General features: G+C 70.8%; 20 protein-coding genes. 17 read left to right on the forward strand and 3 right to left on the reverse strand.

Going from position 1 to position 25,403, the window contains the following annotated elements; translation table 11 throughout:
• Nucleotide 1 precedes the first annotated feature (1 nt).
• Genes ABTZ59_RS22545 through ABTZ59_RS22555 form a run of 3 tightly spaced genes read left to right on the forward strand, consistent with a single transcriptional unit; the run spans nt 2 to nt 3,788 of the window.
• Nucleotides 2-2,446 (forward strand): beta-ketoacyl synthase N-terminal-like domain-containing protein, encoded by a 2,445-nt coding sequence (locus tag ABTZ59_RS22545; protein ID WP_351410923.1) that lies wholly within the window; start codon nt 2-4, stop codon nt 2,444-2,446.
• Nucleotides 2,443-3,234, forward strand: a complete 792-nt coding sequence (locus tag ABTZ59_RS22550) for a thioesterase II family protein (protein ID WP_351410930.1) — start codon at nt 2,443-2,445, stop codon at nt 3,232-3,234. Before ABTZ59_RS22545 ends, ABTZ59_RS22550 begins: the two co-directional genes overlap by 4 nt.
• Nucleotides 3,231-3,788 carry a flavin reductase family protein gene (locus tag ABTZ59_RS22555; RefSeq protein WP_351410939.1) on the forward strand — a complete coding sequence of 186 codons (558 nt, stop codon included), beginning with the start codon at nt 3,231-3,233 and terminating at the stop codon, nt 3,786-3,788. Before ABTZ59_RS22550 ends, ABTZ59_RS22555 begins: the two co-directional genes overlap by 4 nt.
• A 72-nt stretch (nt 3,789-3,860) precedes the next feature.
• Here the strand turns inward: ABTZ59_RS22555 and ABTZ59_RS22560 are convergent, their stop codons facing one another.
• The gene (locus ABTZ59_RS22560; RefSeq protein WP_351411371.1) at nt 3,861-4,979 is read right to left on the reverse strand and encodes an MFS transporter; all 1,119 of its coding nucleotides are present in this window, start codon (nt 4,977-4,979) and stop codon (nt 3,861-3,863) included.
• A 184-nt stretch (nt 4,980-5,163) separates the two neighbouring features.
• Between ABTZ59_RS22560 and ABTZ59_RS22565 the strand changes: the two genes are divergently transcribed.
• The 9 genes from ABTZ59_RS22565 to ABTZ59_RS22605 all read left to right on the forward strand — a co-directional run bounded on the left by ABTZ59_RS22565 (nt 5,164) and on the right by ABTZ59_RS22605 (nt 16,533).
• Complete coding sequence (locus ABTZ59_RS22565; protein WP_351410971.1) at nt 5,164-5,781, forward strand: TetR/AcrR family transcriptional regulator; 618 nt, start codon at nt 5,164-5,166, stop codon at nt 5,779-5,781.
• 103 nt (nt 5,782-5,884) lie between these two features.
• Nucleotides 5,885-8,446: a hypothetical protein gene (locus ABTZ59_RS22570; RefSeq protein ID WP_351410986.1), complete on the forward strand. Its 2,562-nt coding sequence runs from the start codon at nt 5,885-5,887 to the stop codon at nt 8,444-8,446.
• A 46-nt stretch (nt 8,447-8,492) separates the two neighbouring features.
• On the forward strand, nt 8,493-11,021 hold the full coding sequence (gene pigE, locus ABTZ59_RS22575; RefSeq protein WP_351410993.1) for a prodigiosin MAP biosynthesis aminotransferase PigE: 2,529 nt from the start codon (nt 8,493-8,495) through the stop codon (nt 11,019-11,021).
• 5 nt (nt 11,022-11,026) lie between these two features.
• Nucleotides 11,027-11,296 (forward strand): acyl carrier protein, encoded by a 270-nt coding sequence (locus tag ABTZ59_RS22580; RefSeq protein ID WP_351411000.1) that lies wholly within the window; start codon nt 11,027-11,029, stop codon nt 11,294-11,296.
• Entirely contained in the window at nt 11,293-12,534 is a 1,242-nt protein-coding gene (fabF, locus tag ABTZ59_RS22585; RefSeq protein WP_351411013.1) for a beta-ketoacyl-ACP synthase II, read from the forward strand. Before ABTZ59_RS22580 ends, fabF begins: the two co-directional genes overlap by 4 nt.
• A gap of 332 nt (nt 12,535-12,866) precedes the next feature.
• Nucleotides 12,867-13,100 carry a hypothetical protein gene (locus ABTZ59_RS22590; protein ID WP_351411022.1) on the forward strand — a complete coding sequence of 78 codons (234 nt, stop codon included), beginning with the start codon at nt 12,867-12,869 and terminating at the stop codon, nt 13,098-13,100.
• A gap of 139 nt (nt 13,101-13,239) precedes the next feature.
• Nucleotides 13,240-14,352 carry a GNAT family N-acetyltransferase gene (locus tag ABTZ59_RS22595; RefSeq protein WP_351411027.1) on the forward strand — a complete coding sequence of 371 codons (1,113 nt, stop codon included), beginning with the start codon at nt 13,240-13,242 and terminating at the stop codon, nt 14,350-14,352.
• A gap of 13 nt (nt 14,353-14,365) precedes the next feature.
• Nucleotides 14,366-14,890: a truncated hemoglobin gene (locus tag ABTZ59_RS22600; RefSeq protein ID WP_351411033.1), complete on the forward strand. Its 525-nt coding sequence runs from the start codon at nt 14,366-14,368 to the stop codon at nt 14,888-14,890.
• On the forward strand, nt 14,887-16,533 hold the full coding sequence (locus tag ABTZ59_RS22605) for an FAD-dependent monooxygenase (protein ID WP_351411043.1): 1,647 nt from the start codon (nt 14,887-14,889) through the stop codon (nt 16,531-16,533). The genes ABTZ59_RS22600 and ABTZ59_RS22605 overlap by 4 nt, the downstream gene beginning before the upstream one ends.
• A 58-nt stretch (nt 16,534-16,591) precedes the next feature.
• Here ABTZ59_RS22605 and ABTZ59_RS22610 read toward each other — a convergent pair whose 3' ends face one another.
• A complete protein-coding gene (locus ABTZ59_RS22610) occupies nt 16,592-17,089 on the reverse strand; it encodes an SAM-dependent methyltransferase (RefSeq protein ID WP_351411048.1) in 498 nt (165 codons plus the stop codon).
• Nucleotides 17,090-17,139: 50 nt separating this feature from the next.
• On the opposite strand from ABTZ59_RS22610, the gene ABTZ59_RS22615 reads away from it, so the two are divergent.
• The 5 genes from ABTZ59_RS22615 to ABTZ59_RS22635 all read left to right on the forward strand — a co-directional run bounded on the left by ABTZ59_RS22615 (nt 17,140) and on the right by ABTZ59_RS22635 (nt 22,187).
• The gene (locus ABTZ59_RS22615) at nt 17,140-18,438 is read left to right on the forward strand and encodes an MFS transporter (protein WP_351411054.1); all 1,299 of its coding nucleotides are present in this window, start codon (nt 17,140-17,142) and stop codon (nt 18,436-18,438) included.
• A 47-nt stretch (nt 18,439-18,485) separates the two neighbouring features.
• Nucleotides 18,486-19,022, forward strand: coding sequence for a DUF6879 family protein (locus tag ABTZ59_RS22620; RefSeq protein ID WP_351411059.1), 537 nt, complete (start codon nt 18,486-18,488; stop codon nt 19,020-19,022).
• A gap of 28 nt (nt 19,023-19,050) precedes the next feature.
• Nucleotides 19,051-19,761 carry a PIG-L deacetylase family protein gene (locus ABTZ59_RS22625; RefSeq protein WP_351411378.1) on the forward strand — a complete coding sequence of 237 codons (711 nt, stop codon included), beginning with the start codon at nt 19,051-19,053 and terminating at the stop codon, nt 19,759-19,761.
• Between the two features lie 95 nt (nt 19,762-19,856).
• Nucleotides 19,857-20,693: a class I SAM-dependent methyltransferase gene (locus tag ABTZ59_RS22630; protein ID WP_351411070.1), complete on the forward strand. Its 837-nt coding sequence runs from the start codon at nt 19,857-19,859 to the stop codon at nt 20,691-20,693.
• A 183-nt stretch (nt 20,694-20,876) separates the two neighbouring features.
• A complete protein-coding gene (locus ABTZ59_RS22635) occupies nt 20,877-22,187 on the forward strand; it encodes an AMP-binding protein (RefSeq protein ID WP_351411079.1) in 1,311 nt (436 codons plus the stop codon).
• 66 nt (nt 22,188-22,253) lie between these two features.
• On the opposite strand, the gene ABTZ59_RS22640 is transcribed toward ABTZ59_RS22635, so the two are convergent.
• Nucleotides 22,254-25,376: a ThuA domain-containing protein gene (locus tag ABTZ59_RS22640; RefSeq protein WP_351411097.1), complete on the reverse strand. Its 3,123-nt coding sequence runs from the start codon at nt 25,374-25,376 to the stop codon at nt 22,254-22,256.
• Nucleotides 25,377-25,403: the final 27 nt, after the last annotated feature.

The raw sequence follows: 25,403 nt of genomic DNA on the forward strand, positions 1-25,403 counted from the left end.
CATGGAACCCGCGCAGATCCGGCAGCTCATGGAGGATCAGCTCAGGCACTCCCGGCGGCTCCAGGCACGAATTCAGGAGCTTGAGGACGAGCGGCACGCACCGCTCGCCGTGGCGGGCATGAGCCTGCGGCTGCCCGGGGGGCTCGACACTCCGGACGCCTACTGGGACTTCCTGCGCGCAGAGGGCACGGCCGACTCGGAGATTCCCGAGGACCGCCCCGGCCTGCGCGCGGCGTACGACCCGGTCCCGGGCAAGCCCGGCCGCTCCTACGTCGACCGAGCCGGCTTCCTCTCCGACATCGCCCACTTCGACGCCGAGTTCTTCGGTATCTCGCAGCGCGAGGCCAAGCTGCTCGACCCGCAGCAGCGGATGCTGCTGGAGACCGCGTGGGAGGCGATGGAGCGGGCGGGCATCGCCGTCCGCCGCTCCGACCGGCTCGACGTCGGCGTCTATCTGGGCATGATGGCCTCCGAGTACGGGGAGCGCCTGGCGGACCGCTCCGATCTGACTCGTATCGACCCGTACTTCACGACCGGCGGGGGGCTCTGCTTCGGAGCCGGCCGCATCAGCCATGTGATGGGTTTTCGCGGGCCGGTGCTGAGTGTGGACACCGCGTGCTCCTCGTCGCTGAGCGCCCTGCACCTCGCCGTCCGGGCGCTGCGCGACGGCGAGTGCCGCTACGCCCTGGTCTGCGGGTCCAATCTGCTGCTCTCCGCCGGCCTGATGGTCTCGCTCTGCCAGACCCGCGCCGTCTCCCCGGACGGCCGGTCGAAGTCCTTCCTCGCCTCGGCCGACGGATACGGACGGGGCGAGGGAGTCGGTGCCCTCGTCCTGATGCGGCTGGACGACGCCGAGAGCGAGGGGCGCCCCGTGCTCGCCACCATCCGGGGCTCGGCGGTCAATCACGACGGGGCGGCCGCCGGGCTCACCGCGCCCAACGGCCCTGCCCAGCAGGAGGTGTTCCGCGCCGCGCTCGCCGATGCCCGCGTAGGACCCGGTGAGCTGGGCTACGTGGAGGCGCACGGCACCGGTACCGCGCTCGGTGACCCCATCGAGGTCGGCGCCCTCGACGAGGTGGTCGGCGCGGCCGTACGCGAGCGGGGCGTGCCGCTGCCGATCGGCAGCGTCAAGGCCCGCCTGGGGCACCTGGAAGCGGCTTCCGGTATCGCCGCCGTCATCAAGACGGTGCTCATGCTCCAGCACGGTGAGATACCCGCCGCGCTGCCGGACGACGGCGCGGAACTGAACCCCCACATCCCGTGGGACCGGCTGGCCCTCACCGTGCCGCGCCGCGCGCGGCCCTGGCCGCTGGCCCGCAAGGTGGCCGGGGTCAACTCGTTCGGCATGAGCGGCACCAACGCCCATGTCGTTCTTGAGGCGTACGAGCCGGCCGGGCGGCCGGCACCCGCCGTCACCGGCCGTCCGGAACTGCTCACCCTGTCGGCCAGGGATCCGGTGGCCCTCGCGGAACTCGTGGGCGCGGTGAGCGGCTATCTCAAGAAGACGGACGAGGCCCAACTCCCCTCGCTCTGCCACACGTTGCGCACCGGGCGAGCCACCTTCGCCCACCGGATCGCCGTCACAGGAACGACGGCCGGTGAACTCGCCGACGGGCTCGCCGACGGACTCGTGACGGCACAGAACCTTGCTCCCGCCGTCGCGCGCGGGGAATCGGCCCTCCGCACGGTCGTGTTGCGGTTCTCCGGCGACGAGACACGGCTGGCCGAAGGGCTCGCCGAGCTCGCGGACGCCTTCCCCGCGGCGGTCGCCGGACAGACGGGGCAGGAGCGGGGGCCGGGCGGCGCGCTGGCCCGGCTCGTCGGGCGGTTCGGGATCCGTGTCCGTCCGGAGCGCGACACCGGGGCCGCGGAACCCGCGCGCCTGGAGTGGGAGTCTCCCGACGGCACGCGCTCGGTGCCTCTCGTCGGGCACGACCACGGCACAGCGCCCGGGTTGTTGCTCGCCGCTCTCGCCGGACTCTTCCGGGCGGGCGCGGATCTGAGGTTCGGAGAGCTGGGCGCGGCCGGTACCCCGCTGCTCGGCGATCTGCCGACGTATCCGTTCCAGCGCAAGCGCTTCTGGATCGACGAACCACCGGTCGGTGCGGGCAGCGCCCAACAGGACGCGGCCGTCGCCGGCCGACGGCGGGGCGCACCCGCGCCCGTGGACCGGGAGGCCGTGCGCGCCTACCTCATGGCCGAGCTCGCCGACGCCCTGCACGCCTCCGAGGAGCCTGACGCCAACGGGTCCTTCCTGGACGCCGGTGGTGACTCCATGCTGTCGGTCCTGTTCATCACCAAGGTCGAGGAGAACTACCGGCTGGGTCTGACGGCGGAGGAGCTACCGCTGGATCTGCCGCTCGGAGAGCTCTTCGGCCGGCTGGCCGACGACATCGCCGACCAGGCCCGTACCGCCGCTGCCGACGGGCGGGAGCAGGGCGTATGAGTCATTTCGTACGCCCACGGAACCTGGCGCGGCCCGCGCTCCGTCTCGTGGCCTTCCACCACGCGGGCGGATCGGCCGCCTCGTACTTTCCGCTGACCCGGCGGATGCCCGCCGACTGGGACGTGCTGCTGCTCGATCTGCCGGGCCGGGGCAAGCGCTACGCGCAGCCCGCCCTTGAGGACATGGACGAGATCGTGGCGGCGGTTACCGAGGACGTCCTGCCCTGGGCCGACGGGACGCCACTGGCCCTGTTCGGGCACAGTCTCGGGGCCGTCGTCGCCCACGAGACCGCGCGGGCGCTGGAGGCACGCCGCGCCGGACCCGGCTGGGTCGGTGTCTCGGGCCGGGGGGCACCGGGCCACGAGGTACTGACGAGGCTTCCCGACCACGACAGTTCGGACGCGGAGCTCATGGCCCGGCTGCGGGACATGGGCGGCATGCCGGCCCAGCTCGACGCCGTACCGGAGTTCCGCGACCGCTTCCTCCGGGTCGTCCGCAGCGACCTGCGCGCCGTCGCGGAGTACCGCCCCGACGCGCACCGCCCGCCGCTGGCCGCGCCGCTGACCGTCTTCGCTGCCACGCACGACTCCTGGGCGCCGCTCGCGTCCATGGCCGCCTGGGCCCGGCAGACGCGCGGGCGGTTCACCGAACGCGTCTACTCCGGCGGGCACTTCCACTTCCTCGGCGGTACGCGCGAGTCGTTCACCACGGACATGGTCGACGAGATACGGGCCGCGCTGCTGCCCATGTCCACCGTTCCGCCCTCTCCCGTCCACACGTCCCCGTGACCTATCAGCAGGAGGCGAGCACCATGGTGCCGGAAGCCGACCAGCCCGACATCCGTCCGCTCATGGCCGGGTTTCCCACCGGCGTCGCGGTGGTCACGACACTCGCGCCCGACGGGGAACCGTGGGGGATGACCTGCACCTCGCTGTGCAGCGTCGCGCTCGATCCGCCGACGCTGCTGGTCTGCCTGCGTCAGGGCAGTCCGACGCTGGAGGCCGTGAAGGGCAGCGGGGCCTTCGCGGTGAACATCCTGCACAGTCAGGCCCGTTCGACGGCGGAGCTCTTCGCCTCCGGCGCGAAGGACCGCTTCGAGAGGGTCCCGTGGCGCACGATGGGACCGATCGGAGGCCCGCACCTGTACGAGGCGGCGCACACGATCGCGGACTGCGCGGTCCAGGACGTGCAGTTGGTCGGGGACCACGCCGTGGTCATGGGGCGGGTCGTCGCCATCACGCAGTTGCAGTTGCAGCTGCCGCTGCTGTACGGCATGCGTCGCTACGGGTCCTGGATCGACGCCGCCGAGGACAGCCACCTGTACTACGACTTCATGTCCTGAGGCGCCCCGGCGGCCGAGGCGCGACGATGGTCCGGGCCGGTGCTGTGACCGGAAACCATTCCGGCCACAGCACTAGACACTGGCCCGGACAATCCGCCTGCCGCCCCAGGAGCAGAGGCCGGCCACCGCGAAGACGGCCGTCACCAGGGCCCAGCCCGCCGCGAAGCCGCCGGTCGCGTCGACCAGCAGACCGAAGGTGACCGGCCCCACCACGAACCCCGCGAAGAAGCCCATGGAGACCAGGGCCGACGCGTGGCCCGTGGAGCCGAAGCCGCTGCCCTGGGTCACCGCCACCATGGAGACCGCGTTGGCCGCGGCGGCCGAGCAGCCGAGGCCCACGGCTCCGATCCATACGAGCCAGGTCGCTCCGGTGGCCGCGGGGAGCAGAGCCCCGGACACCACCGAGGCGACGCTCAGGATGAGGAGCGACCTGGGGACGTCCAGCCGGTCGCTGAGCCGGGACCACAGCACTCGGCTGGCGATGCCGGACACGCCGATGGCGGCGATGAGCGCACCCGCGCTCCGTTCCCCCATGGACAGCCGCTGGTGCGCGTAGAGCGGCAGATAGGTGTTGAGGGCGGAGAGCCCGCAGCCGACGCACAGCGATACGGCCATCAGCCACCGGGTGGGGAGATTGGGCGCCTTGGGGAGGGCCGGCCGGAGTTTCGCCGGCCGTCCGGTGTCCCTGGGCAGCAGCAGCGCGGCCGCCAGTGCGGCCGCCAGCGCGACCGGGATGACGAGGGCGAGAGCGGCGCGCCAGGACATCGCCTCGGCCAGCGTGGGCAGGGTCAGTCCGGCGGTGAACGCGGCGAGCGGTACCCCCGACTGCTTGATCCCGACGGCCACCGCCCGCCGCTCGGCCGGTACATGAGTGGTGATCAGCTTGTTCGTCGACGGATTGGCGAGCGACTGGGCCGCTCCGCCGAGCACCAGCGCGGCGAGCAGGAACCAGTACGTCCTGGTGGCGATCAGCAGGGCGAAGTCGGCTGCGACGAGCGTCATCAGCACGGTGAAGGCGCGCCGGCCCCCCAACACGTCCGCCACCTGTCCCGCGTACAGGGAGAGAACGGTCGCCGAGCCGAAGGTCACCGCGGTCAGCACCCCCAGTCGCGAGCTCGACATGTCCAGATCCTCGATGAGGAAGGGCCCGAGCGCGCCTATCGCGTAGAGAACGAACATGGAGAGACCCATGCCGCCCGTCACGAGTACGAGGAGCGATGGCGGGACACGGGCGGTGTGTATCGGCCCTTTTTCGCTCGGATCGGCCGGCACGCTTGCACCCCCTGTCTTCGATGTGAATATATGACAACTCTAGACGGGGACTATAGCAAGGGGGGGTGTGGTGCTGGGCCCGAAAATGCCGGACACCAGGCGTGTGCGAGCGCAGTTGACGCGTCGGCGCATTCTCGACGCCGCTATGGAGCTCTTCTCCGAGCACGGCTACGAGGCGACGACCATCGCGTCCATCGCCAGGGAGGCCGGCGTCGCCGTGCAGACGGTCTACTTCTCGTTCGGGAACAAACAACAACTGCTCAGGAACCTGCTCAGTCTTCATCTCCCCTGCGACGACACCGCCGGAGCCGCGGAGCCCCACGCCGGGATCGCCGAGGCGCTCGCCGTGGCCGACCCGCGAGCGCAGCTCAGGCATCTGGTGCGACTTACCCGTGCGATCAACGAGCAGGCGGCCCCGCTCCTTGAGGTGCTGCGCAACGCGGCTGTCGCCGAGGACGACGGCGGGGACATGTGGCAGACGAACAAAGAGCAACGGCGCCTCTTCCAGCGGCAGTTCGTACACGCTCTGGCGGACGGGGAACTCCTGCCGGACGGGCTCGGACCCGAGCGGGCCGTCGACATCTGCTACGCGCTGCTGGGCCCGGAGCTGTACCACCTGCTCGCCTCGGAGCGGAAGTGGACACAGGAGCAGTGGGAGGACTGGGTCCACGAGGGCCTGTGCAGGCACTTGATCAGGGGCGGCGACCAACCGGACGGCTGATCCCTCTCCAGAGGTTATGCAGATCTCCTTCAGATCCCCTTCAGCGCGAGCCGTGCAGACTGCTGGGCGGAGTGGGTCATGCGTGTCCGACGGGGGAGTGACTGTGGGAAGCGACAGCGACAAACGGCCCCGGTTCCTCGTCGTCGCGGTGGGCGGGCGAGCCGCGTTCCACGGGACGATCGCCACCGCCCTGTCGGATCTGGCCGGCCGTACCGGACCGGCCGCTGCGGCGGACACCGGCGCGTCCGTACGGGAACTCGTGGCCCCCGGATCCCCTCCGCCCCCCACGGCTTCCCCGGAACCCGCGCCGGACGCCTATCGCCACGCGGTGGTGCGCGCCCGCAGGTTTCTGGACCGCGCGCTGCCCGACGCCGAGATCCGTCTGGTCAGCGCCGAAGGTTTCGCCGACGCCGCGCACGAACTACGGCGACTGACGGCCGACGAGCCGCGCGACGGCGACGACGCGCTGGCTCTCGTCCTGGTGGACGCGGGGCCCGGCGACGTACCGACGGCCACGCCGGGCGACGGCGACGGCCTCGGCGCGGGCCTCGCCCTCCTGCGCGCGGCGGTCGCCGCTTCCGTACGGTGCGACGTCGGGCCCTACACCGTCTTCGTCTACGACGAGGCGCCTTTGGGACCCGCGCTGCTGGCGCACCCCTACACCCGGCGGCGACTGCCCGCGCTGCCCTGGGTCCTGGCCGCCGACATCGTCTGCGCGTTCACCGACTACGTACAGGTCGGCCGCACCGGAGCCCCACTGCGCGGTGCCGCCCCGAGCACGCCCGCGCTGCTCGGCGACGAGCTGGCCGGTTTCCTGGACGAGCGGGCCGGCTCGGGCTGGGGCCTGCACTACTACACGGGCTCCGTCGTGTCCGGTCTGATCGAGGACCTGGAGGCGCGTGCGGATCGCGGCGGCAATCCCGTGCTGCGCGGTCCGAGCGAACACAGCCTGGCCTGCGGGGCACTCGCCCGGTGGCAGCTGGACGAGACGCCCTTCCTGATCGTCGTCACCAGCGGGATGGCCGACGAGTTCCGCGGCACCCTGGCCAATCTCCGGGACGCGCGCGCCCGGGGATTCATCGTCTGCGCCGAGTCGCCGCGGGACACGTGGTTTCCGTTCCAGGGCACGGTGCACGGCGCGGAGGACACCAGAGAGGTACTGCGGGCCAAGGGCATCCCGTTTCTCTATCTCGACGACCCCGAGCGGTTGACCGACCAATTGAACGAGGCGTTCGCGGCCTACGAGGCCGACCGCGGGCCGGTCGTGCTGCTGGCCACGCCCGAGGTGCTGCGCGCGACGGCGGTCACGGCCCGGACGCCACCCGCGCGGCACCCCGCCGGGACCCGCGCCGCGCCGGCCTCCCGGCCCGTCCGGGAAACCGCCCCGCGCGCACGGTTCACCGTCCACGAGGACGCTATGGCGCCTGTCGTGGAGATCGTCAATCGCGGCCCGGACAGGCTGCTGTGGCAGTGCGGCAGGCTCAGTACCGAGGAGCGCGATCTCGTCCACGACATCGCGGCGCGGGCCGGGATCGCCCTCGCCGACTCCCTCACCCGGCCCGGCTCGGTCGCCCGCTACCGGGACGGCGCGGTCGTACCGCAGTACCTCGGCACACTCGGCGTCTTCGGCTACTCGGACCGTATCCATGACTTCCTGCACCGCGGCGGACGGCTGCGGCCACGGGACGAACAGTGCCTGTTCTTCCTCAAGAGCCGGATCGCCGAGGCCGCGACGCCCTTCTCCCCGCGAGCGCTCGCCCGCTCGCTGCGCATCGCGCAGATCACACGGGAGCAGGAGCATCTGGCGCCCTTCGCCGACCACCGGCTGAGGTGCGACGCACTGGAGTTCCTGCGTGAGCTGCGCCGGCGGCTCGATGTCGCGGAACCGCTGCGGGCGCGGCGCCACCGCGCCATCGGGGAGAGCCGCGACAGCGCCTCCGACATCGTGCACACCCTGCCCCTTGTGCCGATGAGCCCCAACTACTTCTTCGACCGCCTCGGCTCGGTCCTCGACACCCTGATCACCACGCACGGGTACACCTACACCGGCGTCTTCGACGTCGGACGTGGCGGGCTCTCCGCCATCCGTAACCTGCCGCGCACCGGGCCCGGATTCTCCGGCTGGTACGGACGGGCCCTGATGGGCGACGCCCTCCAGGCGCTGCCCGCGGTGGCTCTGACCCGCGATGACAACGTCCTCGCCTTCGTCGGGGACGGCGCCGCAGCGATGGTGCCCGACATCGTGCCCACGCTGGTGCAGGAGGTGACCGTCAACGGACACCGGTTAGCGGGGAATCTGAGCGTCTTCCGGCTCATCGACGGCGGGCACTCGGTGATCCGCACCTACCGGGAGGGCCGCCAGGGCGGCGGGGCGGGCCGTCAGACGCGGCTCCTGCACCTCCTGGACGGCGAATGGGAGTGCGGCTACGGGGAGTTGACCGTCAGCCATCGTCATCTCACCGATGTGCGCCCCGGCGAACTCGTGGACCGGCTGCGCAGGCCGTCCACCGTCGATCTCTACTCCGTGCCGATGGCCCACAACAACGAGGGGGACGGGCTCAGTTCGCTCTCCTCCCTCGGCTGGCAGCGCGACCGGCTTCCCGAGCTGACCTTCGACATGGCCCGCCGGCCCGCCGCGCGGGTACGCGTTCGTCCCGGACGCTGACGTGCGCCCCGCCGCACGTGCCCGCTCACACTGAAGGAGAGCCCCGGTGAAGTTCGGCTTCCTGGCCCACGCGGTCAGCCCGGCCCACCGCAACCAGATACGCGGCCTCGACCTCTTCGGCCGGCTCCTGGACGACCACCGGGGCACCGTACGCGCGCCCGGCCCCCGTCGCCACGTTCCGCTGCCGCTGCTCGGCTCCGTCACCTCGCTCACCGGCAGCCGGTGCGACGGCGAGATCCGCGCTCTCGCCCACACCGCGGAGCAGATCCTGCGACGGCCCACCGCCGCCCGGGAGACGGTGGCCGACGAGGTGAGGGCACTGCGGGAGGCGGGCGCGGACATTGTCGGCCTCGGCGGTGCCACCTCGATCGTGGGGGACCGCGGACTCTGGACGGCATCGCACGTGGACGTGCCCGTGACCAGCGGCAACTCCCTCACCACCTATGCCGCTCACCAGGCACTCCACACCTGTGCGCGGCTCCTCGCGCTGCCGGTCGAGGACACCCCGGTCGTGGTCGTCGGTTACCCCGGTTCGATCGCGCTCGCCGTCGCCCGGCTGCTGCTCGCCGACGGGTTCCGGCTGGAGCTGGTCACCCGCCGCGGCCGTCGTTCCCCCTCCGCCCTGCTCAGCCATCTCGACCCGGCCGACCACACGCGAGTGACCCTGCGTGAGGACGTCTCGGAGTGCTACGCGACCCCCCGTCTGTATGTGGCCGCCTCCTCGTCCGGAGACGTCATCGACACCGGCCGGCTGCACCCCGGGTCCGTGGTGGTGGACGTCGCGCTGCCCCGGGACGCGCCGTCGGCGCCGACGGGCCGCGATGTGCTGGTCGTCGACGGCGGGCTCGTCAGCGCGGTCGAGGCGGTCGTGGTCGGTGACGGCGGCGGGCCGGCGCCCACCCAGCAACTCAACGGCTGCCTCGCGGAGACCATCGTGCTGGCCCTGGAGGGCCGCGCGGAGTGCTGGTCGCTCGGCCGCCGGATCGATGTGGAGGGGGTACGGTTGATCGGGGCGCTCGCGGCGCGGCACGGCTTCCTGCCGAAGCCGCTCGCCACCTTCGGCCGCACCCTTGCGGACGACGACATCGCACGGCTGGGCGACCACCACAGGCCGCGGTCCCGGCCCGCCCCGCAGCGGGACATCACCGCGGTGACCAGGCGCCGCTTCCGCGACCACGTCAACCCGCCGATGGCGAGACTGTTCGCCGCCCATGGCATGGACCGGGTGTTCACCCGCGCCGAGGGGTGCGTGCTCACCACCGTCGACGGCGTCGAGTATCTGGACTTCGTCGCCGGCTACGGCGCTCTCGGCCTGGGCCACAACCATCCGGACGTGGTCGCCCGGCTGCGCGGCTTCCTGGACCTGGGCGCGCCCACCTTCGCCCAGTACATCTCCATGCCGGTGCAGACGGCCGAGCTGGCGGAGCGGCTCAGCGCGGTGTCACCGGGCGGGCTGGAACGTGTCTTCTTCAGCAACTCCGGTACGGAGGCGGTCGAAGCCGCGCTGAAGGTCGCCCGCGCGGCCACCGGCCGCACCCGGCTGGTCCACGCCGACAACAGCTACCACGGCAAGACACTGGGCGCCCTGTCCGTCACCGGCCGGGACACGCACCGCACCCCGTTCGCCCCCCTGGTGGGCGATGTCGTGGGTGTGCCGTACGGGGACGCCGCCGCCCTCGCGGCCGTCATCGACGGCGCCGCGGCCTTCATCGTCGAACCGGTACAGGGCGAGGGCGGTGTCGTGCCGCCGCCCCCGGGCTATCTGCTGGAGGCGCAGCGTCTGTGTGCCGACGCCGGGGCCGTCTTCGTCCTCGACGAGATCCAGACGGGCCTGGGCCGGACCGGTGCCATGTTCGCCGCCGAGCACGACGGCCTGCGGCCGGACGTCGTCTGTCTGGCGAAGTCTCTCTCCGGCGGACTTGTCCCGATCGCCGCCACCTTGATCAGGGCCGGTCTCTGGGACGACGCCTATGGCAGCGGTGACCGCGCGATGCTCCACTCGTCCACCTTCGGCGGCGGCAACCTCGCCGCCGTCGCGGGCCTCGCCACGCTGGACGTCCTGGCGGCGGAGAAGCTGCCCGAGCGGGCCCGCGACACGGGGGCGTATCTGCGTGCCCGCCTGCGCGCGGTCTGCGAACCGTACGGATTCATCCGCGAGGTGCGTGGCGTCGGACTGATGAACGCCATCGAGATCGACGGCGACTTCTCCGGCGCCGCGGGCGCCATGGCCGACGAGATCCTCACCCGGCTGCCCGGTGATCTGCACACCCTCGTCGACTGGCTGCCCGAGGACGTACGCACGGCGATGAGCCGGGCGGGCAAGGCCCTGGAGGCCTCGCTGGGCGACTTGATGTGTCTGCGCTTCGTCGGACAGCTCGCCCGTGATCACCGGATACTCACGTTCGTCACGGCGAACCGCAACCGGGTGCTGCGTATCCAGCCCCCACTGTCGCTGACCACGGAACAGGCCGACCGGTTCGTCATGGCGGTCGGCGCGGTCTGCCACGACCTCGCCCTGCACGCGGATGTCATCGGCGTCCGCACGGCGGGGACCCCGACCCTCGACGAAGGATGATCACTGTGAACACAGGAGTCACTTCTGCCGGCGCGATCCTGGAGCGGCTGACAGCCACGCTGGAGGAGAAGCTCGGCCTTCTTCCCGAAGAGATCAGCCCCGAAGCGAAGTTCAAGGAGGATCTGGGTCTCGACTCCCTCGACATGGTGGAACTGCTCACCATCGTGGAAGACGAGACCGGTGCACCCGTCGAGGACGAGACGGCGCTCGCGATGACCACGATCGGCGATGTCGTCGACTACCTGTCCGCCTTCGGGACCGGAGAGGGGGCGTGAGCGGGCGGCGCGTGGTGGTCACCGGCCTTGGGCCGGTCACGCCCATCGGCGTCGGCCGGCACGAGTTCTGGCAGGCACAGCTCAAAGGGGTCAGCGGTATCCGTCCCATCACCCGGTTCGACGCGACCGGACTGCCCGTACGCATCGCCGCAGAGGTGGACCTCCCCGACGCTCTCGCCCCGAGCCGGCGCGAGGAACTGTCCACCGACCGCTGCACCCACCTCGCGCTCGCGGCGGCCGGGCTCGCCCTCCAGGACGCCTCGCTGGATCTCTCGCACGAGGACAGGGACCGCGTGGGCGTGGTGCTGGGGACGGGCGCGGGCGGGGTGGGCAGCTGGGAGACGAACGTCCATCTGCTGGAGACAGCGGGGCCGAACAGGATCGGTGCGCGCTCCGTGGTCATGTCGATGTCCAACAGCGCCGCCTCCCATATCGCTCTCGCGCACGGCATCACCGGCCCCAGTACTTCCGTGGGGACGGCCTGCGCGTCCGGTGGCGAGGCGCTGATCGGTGCCCACCAGATGATCTCCTCCGGGGAGGCCGATGTGGTGCTGGCCGGTGGCGCCGAAGCACCGGTCACCCGCCTGCTGGTGGCGGGTTTCGCCAGGACGAAGGCGCTGTCCACGCTCAACGAGGAGCCCGAGCGTGCCAGTCGTCCGTTCAGCGCCGACCGGGCCGGCTTCGTGCTCGCGGAGGGAGCGGCGGTGCTGGTCCTCGAATCGGAGGAGCACGCGCGTGCCCGGGGAGCCGATGTGCTCGCCACACTGAGCGGCTACGGGCGTTCGTCCGACGCCTACCATGTGACCAGCCCGCACCCGGAAGGGGCGGGGGCCGCGCGCGCGATGCGCGAGGCCCTGCGCTCGGCCGGCTGGTCGGCCGCCGGAATCTCGTATGTCAACGCGCACGGCACGGGGACGGTGTACAACGACGCGTCGGAGGCGAAGGCGCTGCGGACCGTCCTGGGAGAGGCCGCCGGGCGGATACCGGTCTCCGCGACCAAGTCGATGACCGGCCACAGCCTGGGAGCGGCCGGCGCCCTGGAGGCGGTGGTGTGTGTGGAGGCGCTGCTGCACGGACTGGTGCCACCGACCGTCAACCTGGAGGTGGTGGACCCCGAACTCGGCCTGGACGTGGTGGGCGCGGAACCGAGAGCGGCTCGGCTCACCACCGCCCTCTCCAACTCGTTCGCCTTCGGGGGACACAACGTAGTCCTCGCCTTCGGGGCCGGAACGACCTGACGTCGCAGGCGTCGCGGCCCGTGCCCGAGCCCCGTCCCCCGGGACGTCGCGGCAGCGGGGGCGGCCCCTTCGGCCTGCGGTTTTACGGTCTTTCCCGCCCGCCGGAGCCGTCTCGCGTCCGAGCAACCTGGGAGAAGACGGGCGTCGGACCCCTCTGCGACACTCACCGAACCGGGGGCGGAAGCGAAGCCCTCACCGGCCATGGTCAGGAATGGCTCATCTCCTCGTGAGCGGCCTCGCGGCCCGAGCTCATACGGCATGTGCCCACCGGCCCACGGCGAGGCGGTGATTCCTGGGTGACCGGACTGCCGCACTCTTCGGAAGGACATGACATGCACGACGCGCACACCACAACACGTCCCGTCTGGGACCGGATCGAAGACCTGGACGAGCTGAGGGTCTGGGACGAGCTCAAGGTCTGGGACGAGCTGAAGGTCTGGGACGGGCTGAAGGTCTGGGACGGGCTGAAGGTCTGGGACGAGCTCACCGTGTGGGACGAGCTCACCGTCTGGGACGCACACGACATCAGTGGCACGGCCGAGGTGTGGGACCTGGCCACCGTCTGAAGCCCCGTGGTCGAGGTCTGATCCCACTCCGTGCGACGGACCACCTCGGGCTCGGCGCAGGGCCCGGCACATCCGGGTCCTGCGCCGGAGACAGCGCCGGAGACAAAGGCGGCCCAGAGACAACCGAAGGAATACCGCCGTGACGCAGATGGACGATCCGCCGTCAGCCGCCGCCCTCGTGCGGCCTTTCCCCGGCACCTTCGCGGTGCGGACAGGGGTGGCGGACGACTGGGACGAGTACCTGGGCGCCGGCGCTCCGGTGACACTGAGCCGACGCTGGATCATGCTCGCCGAGGGGCGTATCCCCGGGGGTGCGCGCACGCTGGAGCTCTCCGGTGACGGAGGACCGTCCGTGGCGCTCGTCGGCGGCCCCATGGACCGGCCGACCGGCCATGTGCGGTTCGACCCCCACCGCGTGCTCTCCGGCGGGTCGGTCGACGACGGCGTGGCCGTGCACGGACCGCACCCCTGGCGGGGGCTCGCACCCGAAGAGGCCTTTCCCTGCTGCCTGTTGATGTTCCCGAACTACGAGAGCGCCCCGGTCGGACCCGGTGCGCACGATCCCGCCGCGGTGCGGGCGTATGTCGACGGGCTCGTCGACTGGTGCCGGGAACAGGGCATGCGCAGCATCGCGGCGCTGTTCCTGAGGCCCGACTTCCCGGAGTTCCTGGACGCCCTGCGCACGCGGGGTTTCGATGTGGTCCCGATGGTCGACCGCTGTGACATGGACGTCACCTGGCCGGACTTCGACGGCTATGTGGCCGGGCTGCCGCGCAAGCGCCGCTTCGCCGTGCGCCGCGAACTGCGGGACATCGCGCTCCGCGGTGTGGTGATCAGCGAGCGCGCGGTCCGGGACCAGGAACCGGAACTGGTGCGGCTGCGCGCGCAGATCGTGACCAAGTACGGCGGGACCCCGGACCCGGAGCGTGAGGCCGGCTCGCTGCGACACCTCCGCGAACACTTCGGCCCGGGGAACGTCATGGTGGTGGAGGCGCGGCAGGACGACGCCCTCCTTTCCTTCAGCATCCTCGTCCGCGACGGAGCGCGGTGGACGGTTCTGATGAGTGGCACCGACTACGACCGCCCGGACGCCTCGTTCACCTACTTCGCCACGATGTTCTACCGGCCCGCAGAACTCGCCCCCCGGATGGGCATTACGTCGATGGCCTACGGCCTCGGCACGCTCCAGGCGAAGAAGCTCCGTGGATGCACCGTCAGCACGCTGTCCGCGGCCGCACTGTTGCTCGACTGAGGAGGAGAGGTCCGTGCCGCCACAACCGGTACCACACCACGACGGCAAGGTATTGCTCGTAGCCGACCAGGGGCTCAAGTCCGGTGACCGGCTGACCCCGTCACAGGTCGACCGCAAAGTCGAGGACTTCTACGCGGCGATCGGCGGTGAGCCGTTCTTCCGGGCTCTGACCGCACGCTTCTACGAACTCGTCGCCGAGGACGAGGTGCTGGCGCCGCTGTTCCCGGTGCCCGACTGGGCTCTGCACGCCGATCGCCTCGCCGGGCACTTCGTCAGGATGTACGGCGCCAACGATCTGACCGCGGCCTGGGAACCGCGTCTGCATCAGGCGCACAGCCAGGCCCTCATCGCCCGGGAGCACCGGCTGCGCTGGCTGGAGCTGATGGCCCGGGCCGGTGCCTCGCTGAACGCCCCGGAATCCGAGTTCGGCGAGTTCATGACCATCATGAAGGTGGCCAGCGGCGAGATGATGGCCGCGTCGAGGGGCGCGGCGCTGGCGCGCGGCGAACGATTCCACTGGGACGGGTCGCCTCGATGACCGGTCGGCCGCCGCGCCGTGTGGCGGTCGTCGGGGCGGGGGCGGCGGGGGCGTTCTTCACCCTGGAACTCTCGCGGCTGCGACCGGACATCACCATCGATCTCTACGACCGGGACAGTCGGGGACCGGGCGCCGGAATCGTCATGTCCACCGACTTCATGGACCGCGTCCAGCGCGTCTTCCCGCGCGCCTTCGCGCTGCCTTCGACGGCCAGGGGCAGCTGGCACCGCACACTGACACTCTGTGGTGACGAGCGCATCTGGTCGGGTGCCTACGGCATGGTGGGACTGCGTCGCAGGACCTTCCACAACCATGTGCGCGCACTGGCGGCCGACGCGCCGCGGGTGCGCCTGATCCGCCGGACCGTCCCCTCGATACCGGAGGGGCGGGACGCGCCCGATGTGATCGTCCTCGCCGACGGGGCGGGCAGCCGATTGCGCCGCTCCCGGCCCCAGGCGTTCGGTACGACCGTCACCGCCGGGCGGACCCGCTTCCTGTGGGCCGCCGCGCCCGTCGTGCGGGAGCCCTCGTTCGTCCTCAAGGACCTGCGTCCGGGGCTGCTGATCGTGCACTCCTATCCGCACGCCGCCGACGAGAGCACGTTCATCGTCGAGGCGGACCCCGCCACTCTGGCCGGCCACGGGCTGGACGACCGGCCGCTCCCCGAGATCGAGAAGCGGCTCGCCGCGATCTTCACCGACGAACTGCGCGGTGCGCCGCTGTACGCCCAGACAGCGGGCTGGCAGCCGTTTCGCACGATCGTCAACGACCGCTGGCACGACGGCCGTTCCGTGCTCATCGGGGACGCCGCGCACACCGTGCACTTCTCCACCGGCTCCGGAACCACCCTGGCGATCGATGACGCGCTCTGCCTCGCCGGTGCGCTCGCCGAGGGGACCACGGTCCCCGCGGCGCTCGACACGTACGCGCGCACCCGCCGACCGGTGATCGCGGCGGCGCAGGCCGAGGCCCGGGAGAGCGTGGAGTGGTTCGAGACCCTCTGCCGCCGCGGCCGGACGAACGGCCACCGCACGGTCTTCGCTCTGCGCAGCCGCAGGACGGTGAACACCTTCGACCGGCTGCGCCACCGCGACCCGGAGTTCGTGGCACAGACCGTGCACCGGCTCGCGGGCCTGCCCACCGACGCCGAGCCCCGTGATGTGCCGCTCACGATCGGAGGGCTGATCCTGGCGGGCCGTGTCGCGGAGGCGGACGGCTCCTGGGAGAAGCCCGGCGCACTGATCCTGCGCACGGCGGACGGCGCCGTGCGCTGCCCCGTCGTGGACGGCGCGACGGATCCGCGCGTGTTGAAGGCCGCGGGTGCGCGGGCGGTGGGGCTGCTGGTCCAGGTGTCCGCCCCGGACGGGTCAACGACCGGGGATCCGGCCACCGTCGCGGGCGATGCCGCGGCGCGGGGCTTCGACTTTCTCGCCGTACCCGCCCAGCCCGGTACGGGCCGCATCGCCCGCACCAGGCGCGCCGAGGAGCTGACGTTCGCCGGAGACCTCCCGGTGGCGCTGCTCTCGGCGGCCGGCCTCTCGGCGGACGAGATCAACACACTGATCGCCTCCGGACGCACGGACCTGGTCGCTCACGTGCCCGCCGATCCGCCGGGCACCCAGGCCCGGCACGAACCGGCGTAGGGACGCGATGACCACGCGTACGACACAGCCGGGACCGACGGTGGAGAGGACGAGGAGCTCAGAAGTAATGGCTCATCAATTCGGTGGACCACCGGGGTACTTGGATCTCGCCACGCGGCGCGAACTCCGGCAGGCAGGGCTTGATATCGAGCACCGGGCTGCCGTCGAGGGCGTCGAGTCCGCGCACGGAGAGCGTGAGACCGTCGACCGCCACCAGCTCACAGATGGTGACGCCCAAGTGATTGGGCCGGTTCGGCGCGCGCTGGGCGAGTATCCCCGTCCGGGGCCACGACGGATTTCCCCGGGGGTGTTGTGTTCCCCGGCAGACCCGGTCGATCCGATGAAAGAGGAACACGACCTCGATATGAGAGTAATCGCCCAGTCCGAGCGTCGCGTCCGCGTCCAATTCCTCCGGATCGATTTCGATGCGGCATTCGACGCCTCCCCAGTTGTCCTCGACGGACTCCCGCCGCGATCCGCGGACGGTACCGATGGGGACGAACGAATGTGGCATGGAAATCCCTTTCGACGCGGCCGTCCCAGAATTTTCGATCATGCCCCTGTCCTGACAGGGCGTCAATCCTCATTTCGGGCGGGAGCCTGCACATGACCGATGCCGAGCGGATTCAGCGGGGCCGTACCTCGATCTGGTCCAGGCTGTTGCCGGACCCGGGACCGGGGCGGCTTCTCGTGCTGTGCACAGCCGTGGCGAGTCTCGGCAACGGCCTGTACATGACGGGCGGTGCCGTCTACTTCGTCCGGGTGGTGGGACTGTCCCCGGGGCAGGTGGGCATCGGCCTGTCGACGGCCGGTGTGATGGCCCTCGTGCTCGGTGTCCCGGTCGGCTTCCTGGCCGACCGCTTCGGGCCGCGCGGCACGACCGCCGTGCTCGCGCTGTGCAAGGCGGCGATGCTGATCTCAGCGGCGTTCGTCCACTCCTTCCCCATGTACGTGCTGATGGCGGCGTTGCTGGGCACCGCCGAGCAGACCGGCCATGTCGCGCGCGGCGCGCTGGTGTCGGGGGTCATGGGCAGGGAAGGGCGGGTGAAACTGTCGGCCTATATGCGCTCCGTGTTCAACGGGGGTTTCGCGCTCGCCTCGTTGGCGGCCGGCTTCGTCATCGCCGTCGACTCGCCCGATGTCTATCTCGCCCTGTTCTGGGGGAACGCCGCCGCGATGGTGGTCGTGTCCGGTCTGTACATGCGGTTGCCGCGGGTGCCCCGGCAGCCCAGGAAGCCACGCCGGAAGGGCGGGCCCTCGGCGGTGCGGGACATGCCGTACATCCTGGTCGCCCAGGTGTCCGGGCTCGCCAGGATCGGTCCGACGGTGCTCGCGCTCGGCATACCGCTGTGGCTGGTGACCCATACCGACGCGCCACGGGCGATGGCGGCGTGGCTGATGCTCATCAACACGCTGATGGTGGTGTTCCTACAGGTCTATGTCGCCCGTGACGCCGACACGGTGCCCGGCGCGAGCCGCCTGCAACGGTGGGCGTTCCTGGTGCTCGCGGTCGCGTGCGCGGCCGCGGCTCTGTCCGGCGGCATCCCGGGGTGGGCCGCCGCCGCGGTGCTCGCCGTCGCCACCGTACTCTTCACGCTCGGCGAGATCTGGGGGGAGGCGGCCCGCTGGGGCCTGCGCTACGAGTTGGCGCCCGACAACGCCCAGGGGCAGTACGGCGGGGTCTTCGCCACCGGCGACGCCTTGGCGGTGATCGCGGGCCCCGTCCTCGTGACGACCGTGCCGGACCGTCTCGGCCTCGTCGGCTGGCTGTTGCTCGCCGCCCTCTTCCTGATCTCCCTGGCGCTCAGCGGTCCGGCCGTGCGCTGGGCCGTGCGTACGCGCGTCTCCGATTCCGAAGAGAGCAATTCACGAGACGCCGTGCCCACCACCACGCCGCGACAATGAGCCTTCGACCCGACCAGATGGATTCGGCTCGCCCCAAGGAGTCAGTGATGTCCAGTAATCTGCCCGCCTTCAAGGAACTCATCGGCCAGGCGAAGCATTCGGCCATTCATCTTGAGATGCGCGACATGTACACCCCGCAAGGCGCGCTTTTCGTGGACTGGCAGGCCGGTAAGCCGATCGAGTACGACCGGCACCTCGACTGGGTCGAGCTCGTGCAGGAGACCGTGGGCCGCGGTGTCGACTGGCGGCGGCTGCGGATCGTCTCGGAGCCGGTCACGGACTTCATACGCTACGAGTGGGAGACGACGACCATCGTCAACGTCCCGGCGGGCGAGAAGGTGCGCTGGCTGCCCCGCCGCCTGGTGTCCGACCTGCTGCTTCCTGGCAACGACTTCTGGGTGTTCGACGGCAAGTTGGTCCGGTTCACGCACTTCGCGGGCGACGGCTCGTGGGGACCGCACGAACTGACCGAGGACCCGGCCCTGGCGAAGATGTGCACCGACGCGTTCCACGCGGTCTGGGAGCGCGGCATCGACCACGCGGAGTACGAGCCGGTGTGGGCCCCCGCCGCCGAGAAGGGCTGAGCCGCCCGTGGCCGAACCGTACGCCCCGATGCCCGACGACTGGCAGCGCGCGCTGGCCGTCGTCGCCCACCCCGACGACCTGGAGTACGGCCCGGCGTGTGCCGTGGCGGCCTGGACCGCCGCCGGCCGCGAGGTGGTCTATCTGATGGTGACCCGTGGGCAGGCCGGCATGGACACCATGGATCCCCTGGAGGCGGCACGCGTCCGGGAGGAGGAGGAACTGCGGGCCGCCGCCCTCGTCGGCGTGAAGGAGGTCGAGTTCCTCGACCACCGGGACGGCGTCATCGAGTACGGTCTCCCGCTGCGCCGCGACATCGCCGCCGCCATCCGGCGGCATCGTCCCGAGATCCTGGTCACGCTCAACTTCCACGAGCGATGGCGGGGCGGTGACTGGAATTCTCCCGACCACCGTCATGTGGGCCGCGCCCTGCTGGACGCGGCGGGTGACGCCGGGAACCGCTGGATATTCCCCGAACTCGCCGAGGAGGGGCTGCGACTCTGGAAGGGCGTACGGTACGCCGCCGTCGGCGGTTCCCCGCTCGCCGACCACGCCGTCGATGTGACGGGCTTCGTGGACCAGGGGGTGGCCGCCCTGGAGGCTCACCGGTCGTACCTCGACTATCTGGGCCCGGACCATCCCATGGCGGACGCCCGCGCGTTCCTGGAGAGGAAGGTACGGACGTTCGGCGAGCGGTTCGGTGGTATCCCGGCCATCGCGTTCGAACTGATCGGCGTCTGACCCCGGTCGGCTTGACGTCACCCACGACCGCGCTCTATCTCTGGAGTTGAACACTGGAGATCAACTCCAGTTGAAGCCGGAGCCGCGGAGTGTCCATGCAGCCGATCGCCAACACCCAGCAAGCTGAAGCGTGGAATGGTCACGAGGGGGCGCACTGGGCCGACAACCCCGACCGCTACGACTCGTTGAACGGCGGATTCAACGACGCGCTGTTCGAGGCCGCCGCGATCGGCGAGCGCGATCGCGTGCTCGACATCGGATGCGGCACGGGCCAGACCACCCGCCTCGCCGCTCGCAGGGCGGCCCTGGGGCAGGCCGTGGGGATCGACATCTCCGCACCCATGGTGGAGCGGGCGCGGACCGTCGCCACCGGGGAAGGCATCGACAACGCGGTCTTCGAGCAGGGTGACGCGCAGGTCCACGCCTTCCCCGCCGGCCACTACCATGTCGCCCTCAGCCGAGGCGGGGTCATGTTCTTCGCCGACCACGTCGCCGCGTTCAGCAATATCGGCGGCGCGCTGCGGCCCGGCGGGCGGCTCGTCTTCATCTGCCCGCAACTGCCCTCCCCGGAAGGGGACTCGGCCCGGATCTTCGCGCCGGTGAACGCGCTCATCCGCCGCCCGTCTCCCGCGCAGCGGGGCATGGTGTCGCTCTCCGATCCCTCTCACGTCCACGAAGTGCTCACAGCCGCGGGGTTCACGGAGGTGACGGTGGACGGCGTCGAAGGCCTCGTCGACTGGGGGCGGAACGCCGACGAGGCCGTGGACTTCTACTTCGCGATGGGGCCGGTCCGCTTCAATCTCGACGGCCTGGACGAGGGGGTCGTCAGGGATGCCCGCGAGCGGGTGAGGACGGCGCTCCAACCGTACGAGACCCCGGAGGGCGTCCGGCTGCGCGGCGCCGTCTGGCTGGCAACGGCCACGCGTCCCTGACCTCCACCCCGAACAGAGGTCTACAGAGGTCTCCCGGCGCGGGGACGAATGCACATTGTCTTAAGAAGTTGCCCAGACCGGCACCGCGACACTGGGCGGGGCGCCTGGGGCGGGAATCACTGATCCACCGGATCCCGGGCCTCCCTTCCGGCGAAGCGAGCATGTCATTCCTGGGGGCCCTGAGTGAGCACAGCGACCACGATCATCGCGGGCACGCCCGATACGAGCGGGCGCGGCGGGGGCCGCGCGGTCCTGCCCGGACTCAGGGAGGGCGCCGCGCATTCGGGCACCCTGGACGGGCTGTTCAGTCTCGCTGCGGCCAGGCGCCCCCACGAGGTCGTCGTCGCCGACGGCGGCCGCACACTCACCTACGAGTCGGCGGAGAGCGGTTCGGGCCGCCTCGCCTCGGCGCTGCTGCGCTACGGGGTGCAACTCGGTGACCCCGTGCTCGTGCACTGCTCGGACCATGCCCAGGCGCTGGTGGCCCAGCTCGCCGTGCTCAAGCTGGGCGCGGTGTGCGTGCCCGTACCACTGGGGGTCGACGACGCCTCCCTCGCGCGGATCGCCTGCCTGAGCGGTGCCACGCTCGTTCTGTGCAGCGGTGCCACCAAGGAGCGGTGGTCGCTTCCCGCGATGGTGCTGGACGACGAGCGGACCTGGGCGAAGATCACGCCCCTCCGGGTGGACGGTTCCCTGCCACGGTCGGGCCCGGCCGATGTCGCCTACCTCCTGACCGAACTCGGCGCCGACGACGGTGTGACGGGGCATCTCGTCGACCACCGGGCCTGGCTGTTCGCGGTCGGTGCCCGGCTGCGCCGGGCCGGCCGGCCCACCCGTGGTGTGACGGTCGGTCAGGAAGCCGGTGGTGTGCGGGCCCTGCTCGCGGTGTGGTGGGCGGTCGCCGCGGGCAGCGGGTTTCACGGACCGCGTCCTCCGGGTGCGATCGAGTCCGTGCCCCGCCTGCGCGGGTCGGGTACGGCCACGGTGTACGGACCGGACGAGTACGAGGCGGTGCTGGCGGAGTCCCGGCCGGGCACGCGGGAGCGGCTGGGCACGGTCCTGATCACCGGCGGTCCGTTGCCGGCCGGGCTCGTGGAGCGCCATGCCGAACTGCTGCCCTTCACCCGGCTGTTCGCGGAGTTCTCACCGCGCGACGGCGTCATGCCCTGGACGGCGGTGGACTGCACGGCGGGCGCCCGGAACCCGGCGGGCCAGGTCGGTATGGGTGCCGCTGTGCCTCGTGTCCGTGTGACGGTCCGCGATGGGGACGGCCGGGTGCTGCCCACGGGCGGTACGGGGCAGATCTGGGCCGCGGGCACCGCCCTGCCCTTCGACAGACTGTGCGACGGCTGCTACGAGCCGGCCGCCAGCCACCGGGGCTCGTTCACGGACTCCGGGTACACCGGGCGCTGGACCGAGAACGGCTCGCTCGATGTCATGGGCCGCACCCGGCCCCTTGGTTCCGGGGCCGCGTCGCACGCGGGTTTGTACTGAGCGCGAAAAAGCGCGCCGCGCGCCCGGTGGACCCACCGGGCGCGCGGCGCCTGCTGTACCGCTGTCCTACGGGCTGGTGAACTCCACCGCGTCCACGTCGAACGAGTTGTTCTGCGGGGAGGTGAACACCAGATACAGCCTGTGGGTGCCCGCGAGCGCCTCGACGGGCACGGCCGGGGTGGCCCTGTAGGTGTCCCAGCCACCGGTGTTGGGGACCGGGGTGGTGGCGAGGAGCCGCCCATCGGGAGCGTCGGCCCGGAGCTCGATCGCGCCGACGCCGTACGGCGAGGACAGCGTGTAGCTGACACCGCTGATGCCTTCGACGCTCATCGGGTCGAAGGCGATCCAGTCGCCGTCGCTGATGTCGCCGATGCGCTTGCCGTTCTCGGCGCCGGCCTGTGAGATCACGCGGGTGCCGGACTGCGCGTCGTAGTACTCGGCCTGCTTGTGCCTGGGCTGGAGGACGGCGCGGCCGTAGCCGGTGAGCGCGGAGGCGCCCGGGGCGCCCTTGTCGGTGTACTTGGCGTTGAGTACGTAGGTGAGGTCCGCGCCCTCGGGATGACCGCCGAGGTCACCGGTGTCCACGGTGCCCTCGCAGCCCGGGATGTCGGTGGTCGGGTGCTCGTGGTCGTCATGGCCGAGAGCCGGGTTGACGGTGACCTTGGAGCAGTCGACCGGCCCGTCCTCCGGATCGGTGACCGTGACCTTGTAGGGGATCTTGTCGCCGAACGTGATGAGTTTGCCGTTGACCGGGAAGTCGATGGTCACCTTCGGCGCGGTGTTGCCCGCCGTGATGGGGATGTTGGCGTAGCCCGACTTGCCGGTGGAGTCGGTGACCTTGAGCTGGGCGGTGAAGTCCCCCGCGGTGGTGTACGTGTGGGTGGGGGCCGCCTCGGTGGAGTCGTATGTGCCGTCTCCGTCGAAGTCCCACGCGTAGGTCAGCGCGTCGCCGTCCGGGTCCGTGCTGCCCTCGCTGGAGAAGGCGACGTCGAGCGGCAGGGGCCCGTTCGTGACGGAGGCCGAGGCCTTGGCGACCGGGATGCGCTGCCCCTGGGCGTAGTCGATGCGGTACAGGCCCGAGTCGTTGTTGCCGCCGCCGAAGGAACTGCCCCATTCGAGGACGTACAGCGAGCCGTCGGGTCCGAAGGTCATGTCCATCGGCTTGTTGAACTTCGCCGAGGACAGGAAGTCGTTGATCTTGAGGAGCTTCGCGTCCTTGTCGAACCGGATCTCCTTGACGTAGTTGCGCGCCCACTCGTAGAAGAAGCCGGCTCCGTCGAAGTAGGCGGGGAACTTCGTCGGGGAGGGGTTCGCGCTGTCGTAGCGGTAGACCGGGCCGCTCATCGGGGCGGACCCGCCCTCACCCATCTCCGGGAACTCCTCGGAGGCACCGTAGCCGTACCAGATCTCCGGCTGTGTCAGGTCCGGCAGTTCGGTGAGCCCGGTGTTGTTGGGCGAGGGGTTCGTGGGGTTCGCGCAGTCGAACTTGGCGCCGACTTCCTTGGTGTCCGGGTTGTACGGCGCGTACGCCTGGTTGTTGCCGTGGCAGAACGGCCAGCCGAAGTTGCCCGCCTTCTTGATGACGTTGTACTCGACCAGGCCCTCCGGTCCTCTGTTGGTGGTGGGGGCCCCGCGGTCCGGTCCGTAGTCGGACACATGGACGTATCCGGTCTTCTGGTCGACGGTGAAGCGGAACGGGTTGCGGAAGCCCATCGCATAGATCTCGGGGCGGGTCTTCTTGGTGCCGGGCTTGAAGAGATTGCCCTTGGGGATGGTGTAGCCACCGTTCTTGGTGGGCTTGATGCGCAGGATCTTGCCGCGCAGGTCGTTGGTGTTGCCCGCGGTGCGCGCGGCGTCGAGCATCTCCTTGCCCGGACGCCAGTCGATCGGCGCGTACCCCTGCCAGTCGGGGTCGAGGTTGGGCGGTACGTCGTCGCCGACGCTGAGATAGAGCGTGCCGTCCGGGCCGAACTCGACGGCGCCGCCGGTGTGTCCGGGCTCCGGGAAGGTGCGGTCCCGGTAGGCGGGCACGTCGAGGAGCTTCTTCTCGCTCGCCATGTCGAGTGTGTTGCCCTTGATGGTGAAGCGGGAGAGGCGGTTGATGTCCTTCGTGGCGCCGGCGGGGGAGTGGTACAGATAGATCCAGCCGTTCTTGCTGAAGTCCGGATCGAGTTCCATGCCGATCAGGCCGTCCTCGCCGCCGGTATAGACGTCGAGCTTGCCGGCCGTGACGGTGGAGTGGGCTTCGGGGTCGAAGATCTTGACCTCGCCGCCCCGCTGGACGTAGAAGACACGGCCGTCCTTGGCGACGTCGAGCTCCATCGGGTCGGCGGTGTTGTCGTCGAGGGTGACCTTCTCGTAGCCGCTCCAGACGGTGCCGCCGCAGTCGCCCGCCTCGGTGCCCGCGGCCCACTTCAGTCCGCCGATGACATGGTCCCGGAAGAACGCTTCGCTGTAGGCCGGGGTGTCATGTCCCATCGCGGTGGCCCAGACCTTGCCGCCCTGGGTGTTGCGACACCAGGAGATGGGGTGGTCGGCGCCCATCGCGGAGCCGCCCGGGTCGTAGGTCGTCTCGTCCGCGGTGACCAGGACGTGCACGTCGCCGCGGGGGTTGCGGTCGAAGTTGTACCACTCCTCGGGGCGCTCCCAGCGCTCGGGCAGGCCCTTCGTGGAGGGATGGACGCGGTCGGCGACCTTGGCGGTTCCCTGGAGCACGCCGGGTGAGTGGGCCGGCATATGGACGCCGCCGTTGATGGTCTCGTCCCACCACGGGAACTGCTCCTCGACGCCCATGTCGAGGGTGTTGTGGATGGCGACGACGCCCTTGCCGCTGCGTACGTACTTCTCCATCGCGTCGCGCTGTGCGTCGGTGTCCCACACCATGCCGGAGTTCTGCAGCATGACGATGGCGTCGAAGTCCTTCAGCTTCTCGTCGTCGAAGACGGCCGGGTCGGCACTCTGGACGATCTCGAAGTTGTTCTCGGCCGCCTCCTCCTCGAACATCTTGATGCCGGCGGGGATGGAACCGTGGACGTACCCCACGGCGCGGGTGAAGAGCAGGGCACGGAAGGCGGGTTCCTCGTTGGTCGCGGAGGTGGTGGCGGCGGCGGGAATCGCGGCGAGCCCGAGCAGTAACGCGCTTGCCGAGGCGATGACCGCCCTTCTTATGCCGCGAGCATGACGGCTCATTACCGGTCCTCTCTGAGGGAGTTCGGT

The organism is Streptomyces sp. NPDC094034 (genome assembly GCF_040303865.1).
Taxonomy (GTDB): domain Bacteria; phylum Actinomycetota; class Actinomycetes; order Streptomycetales; family Streptomycetaceae; genus Streptomyces.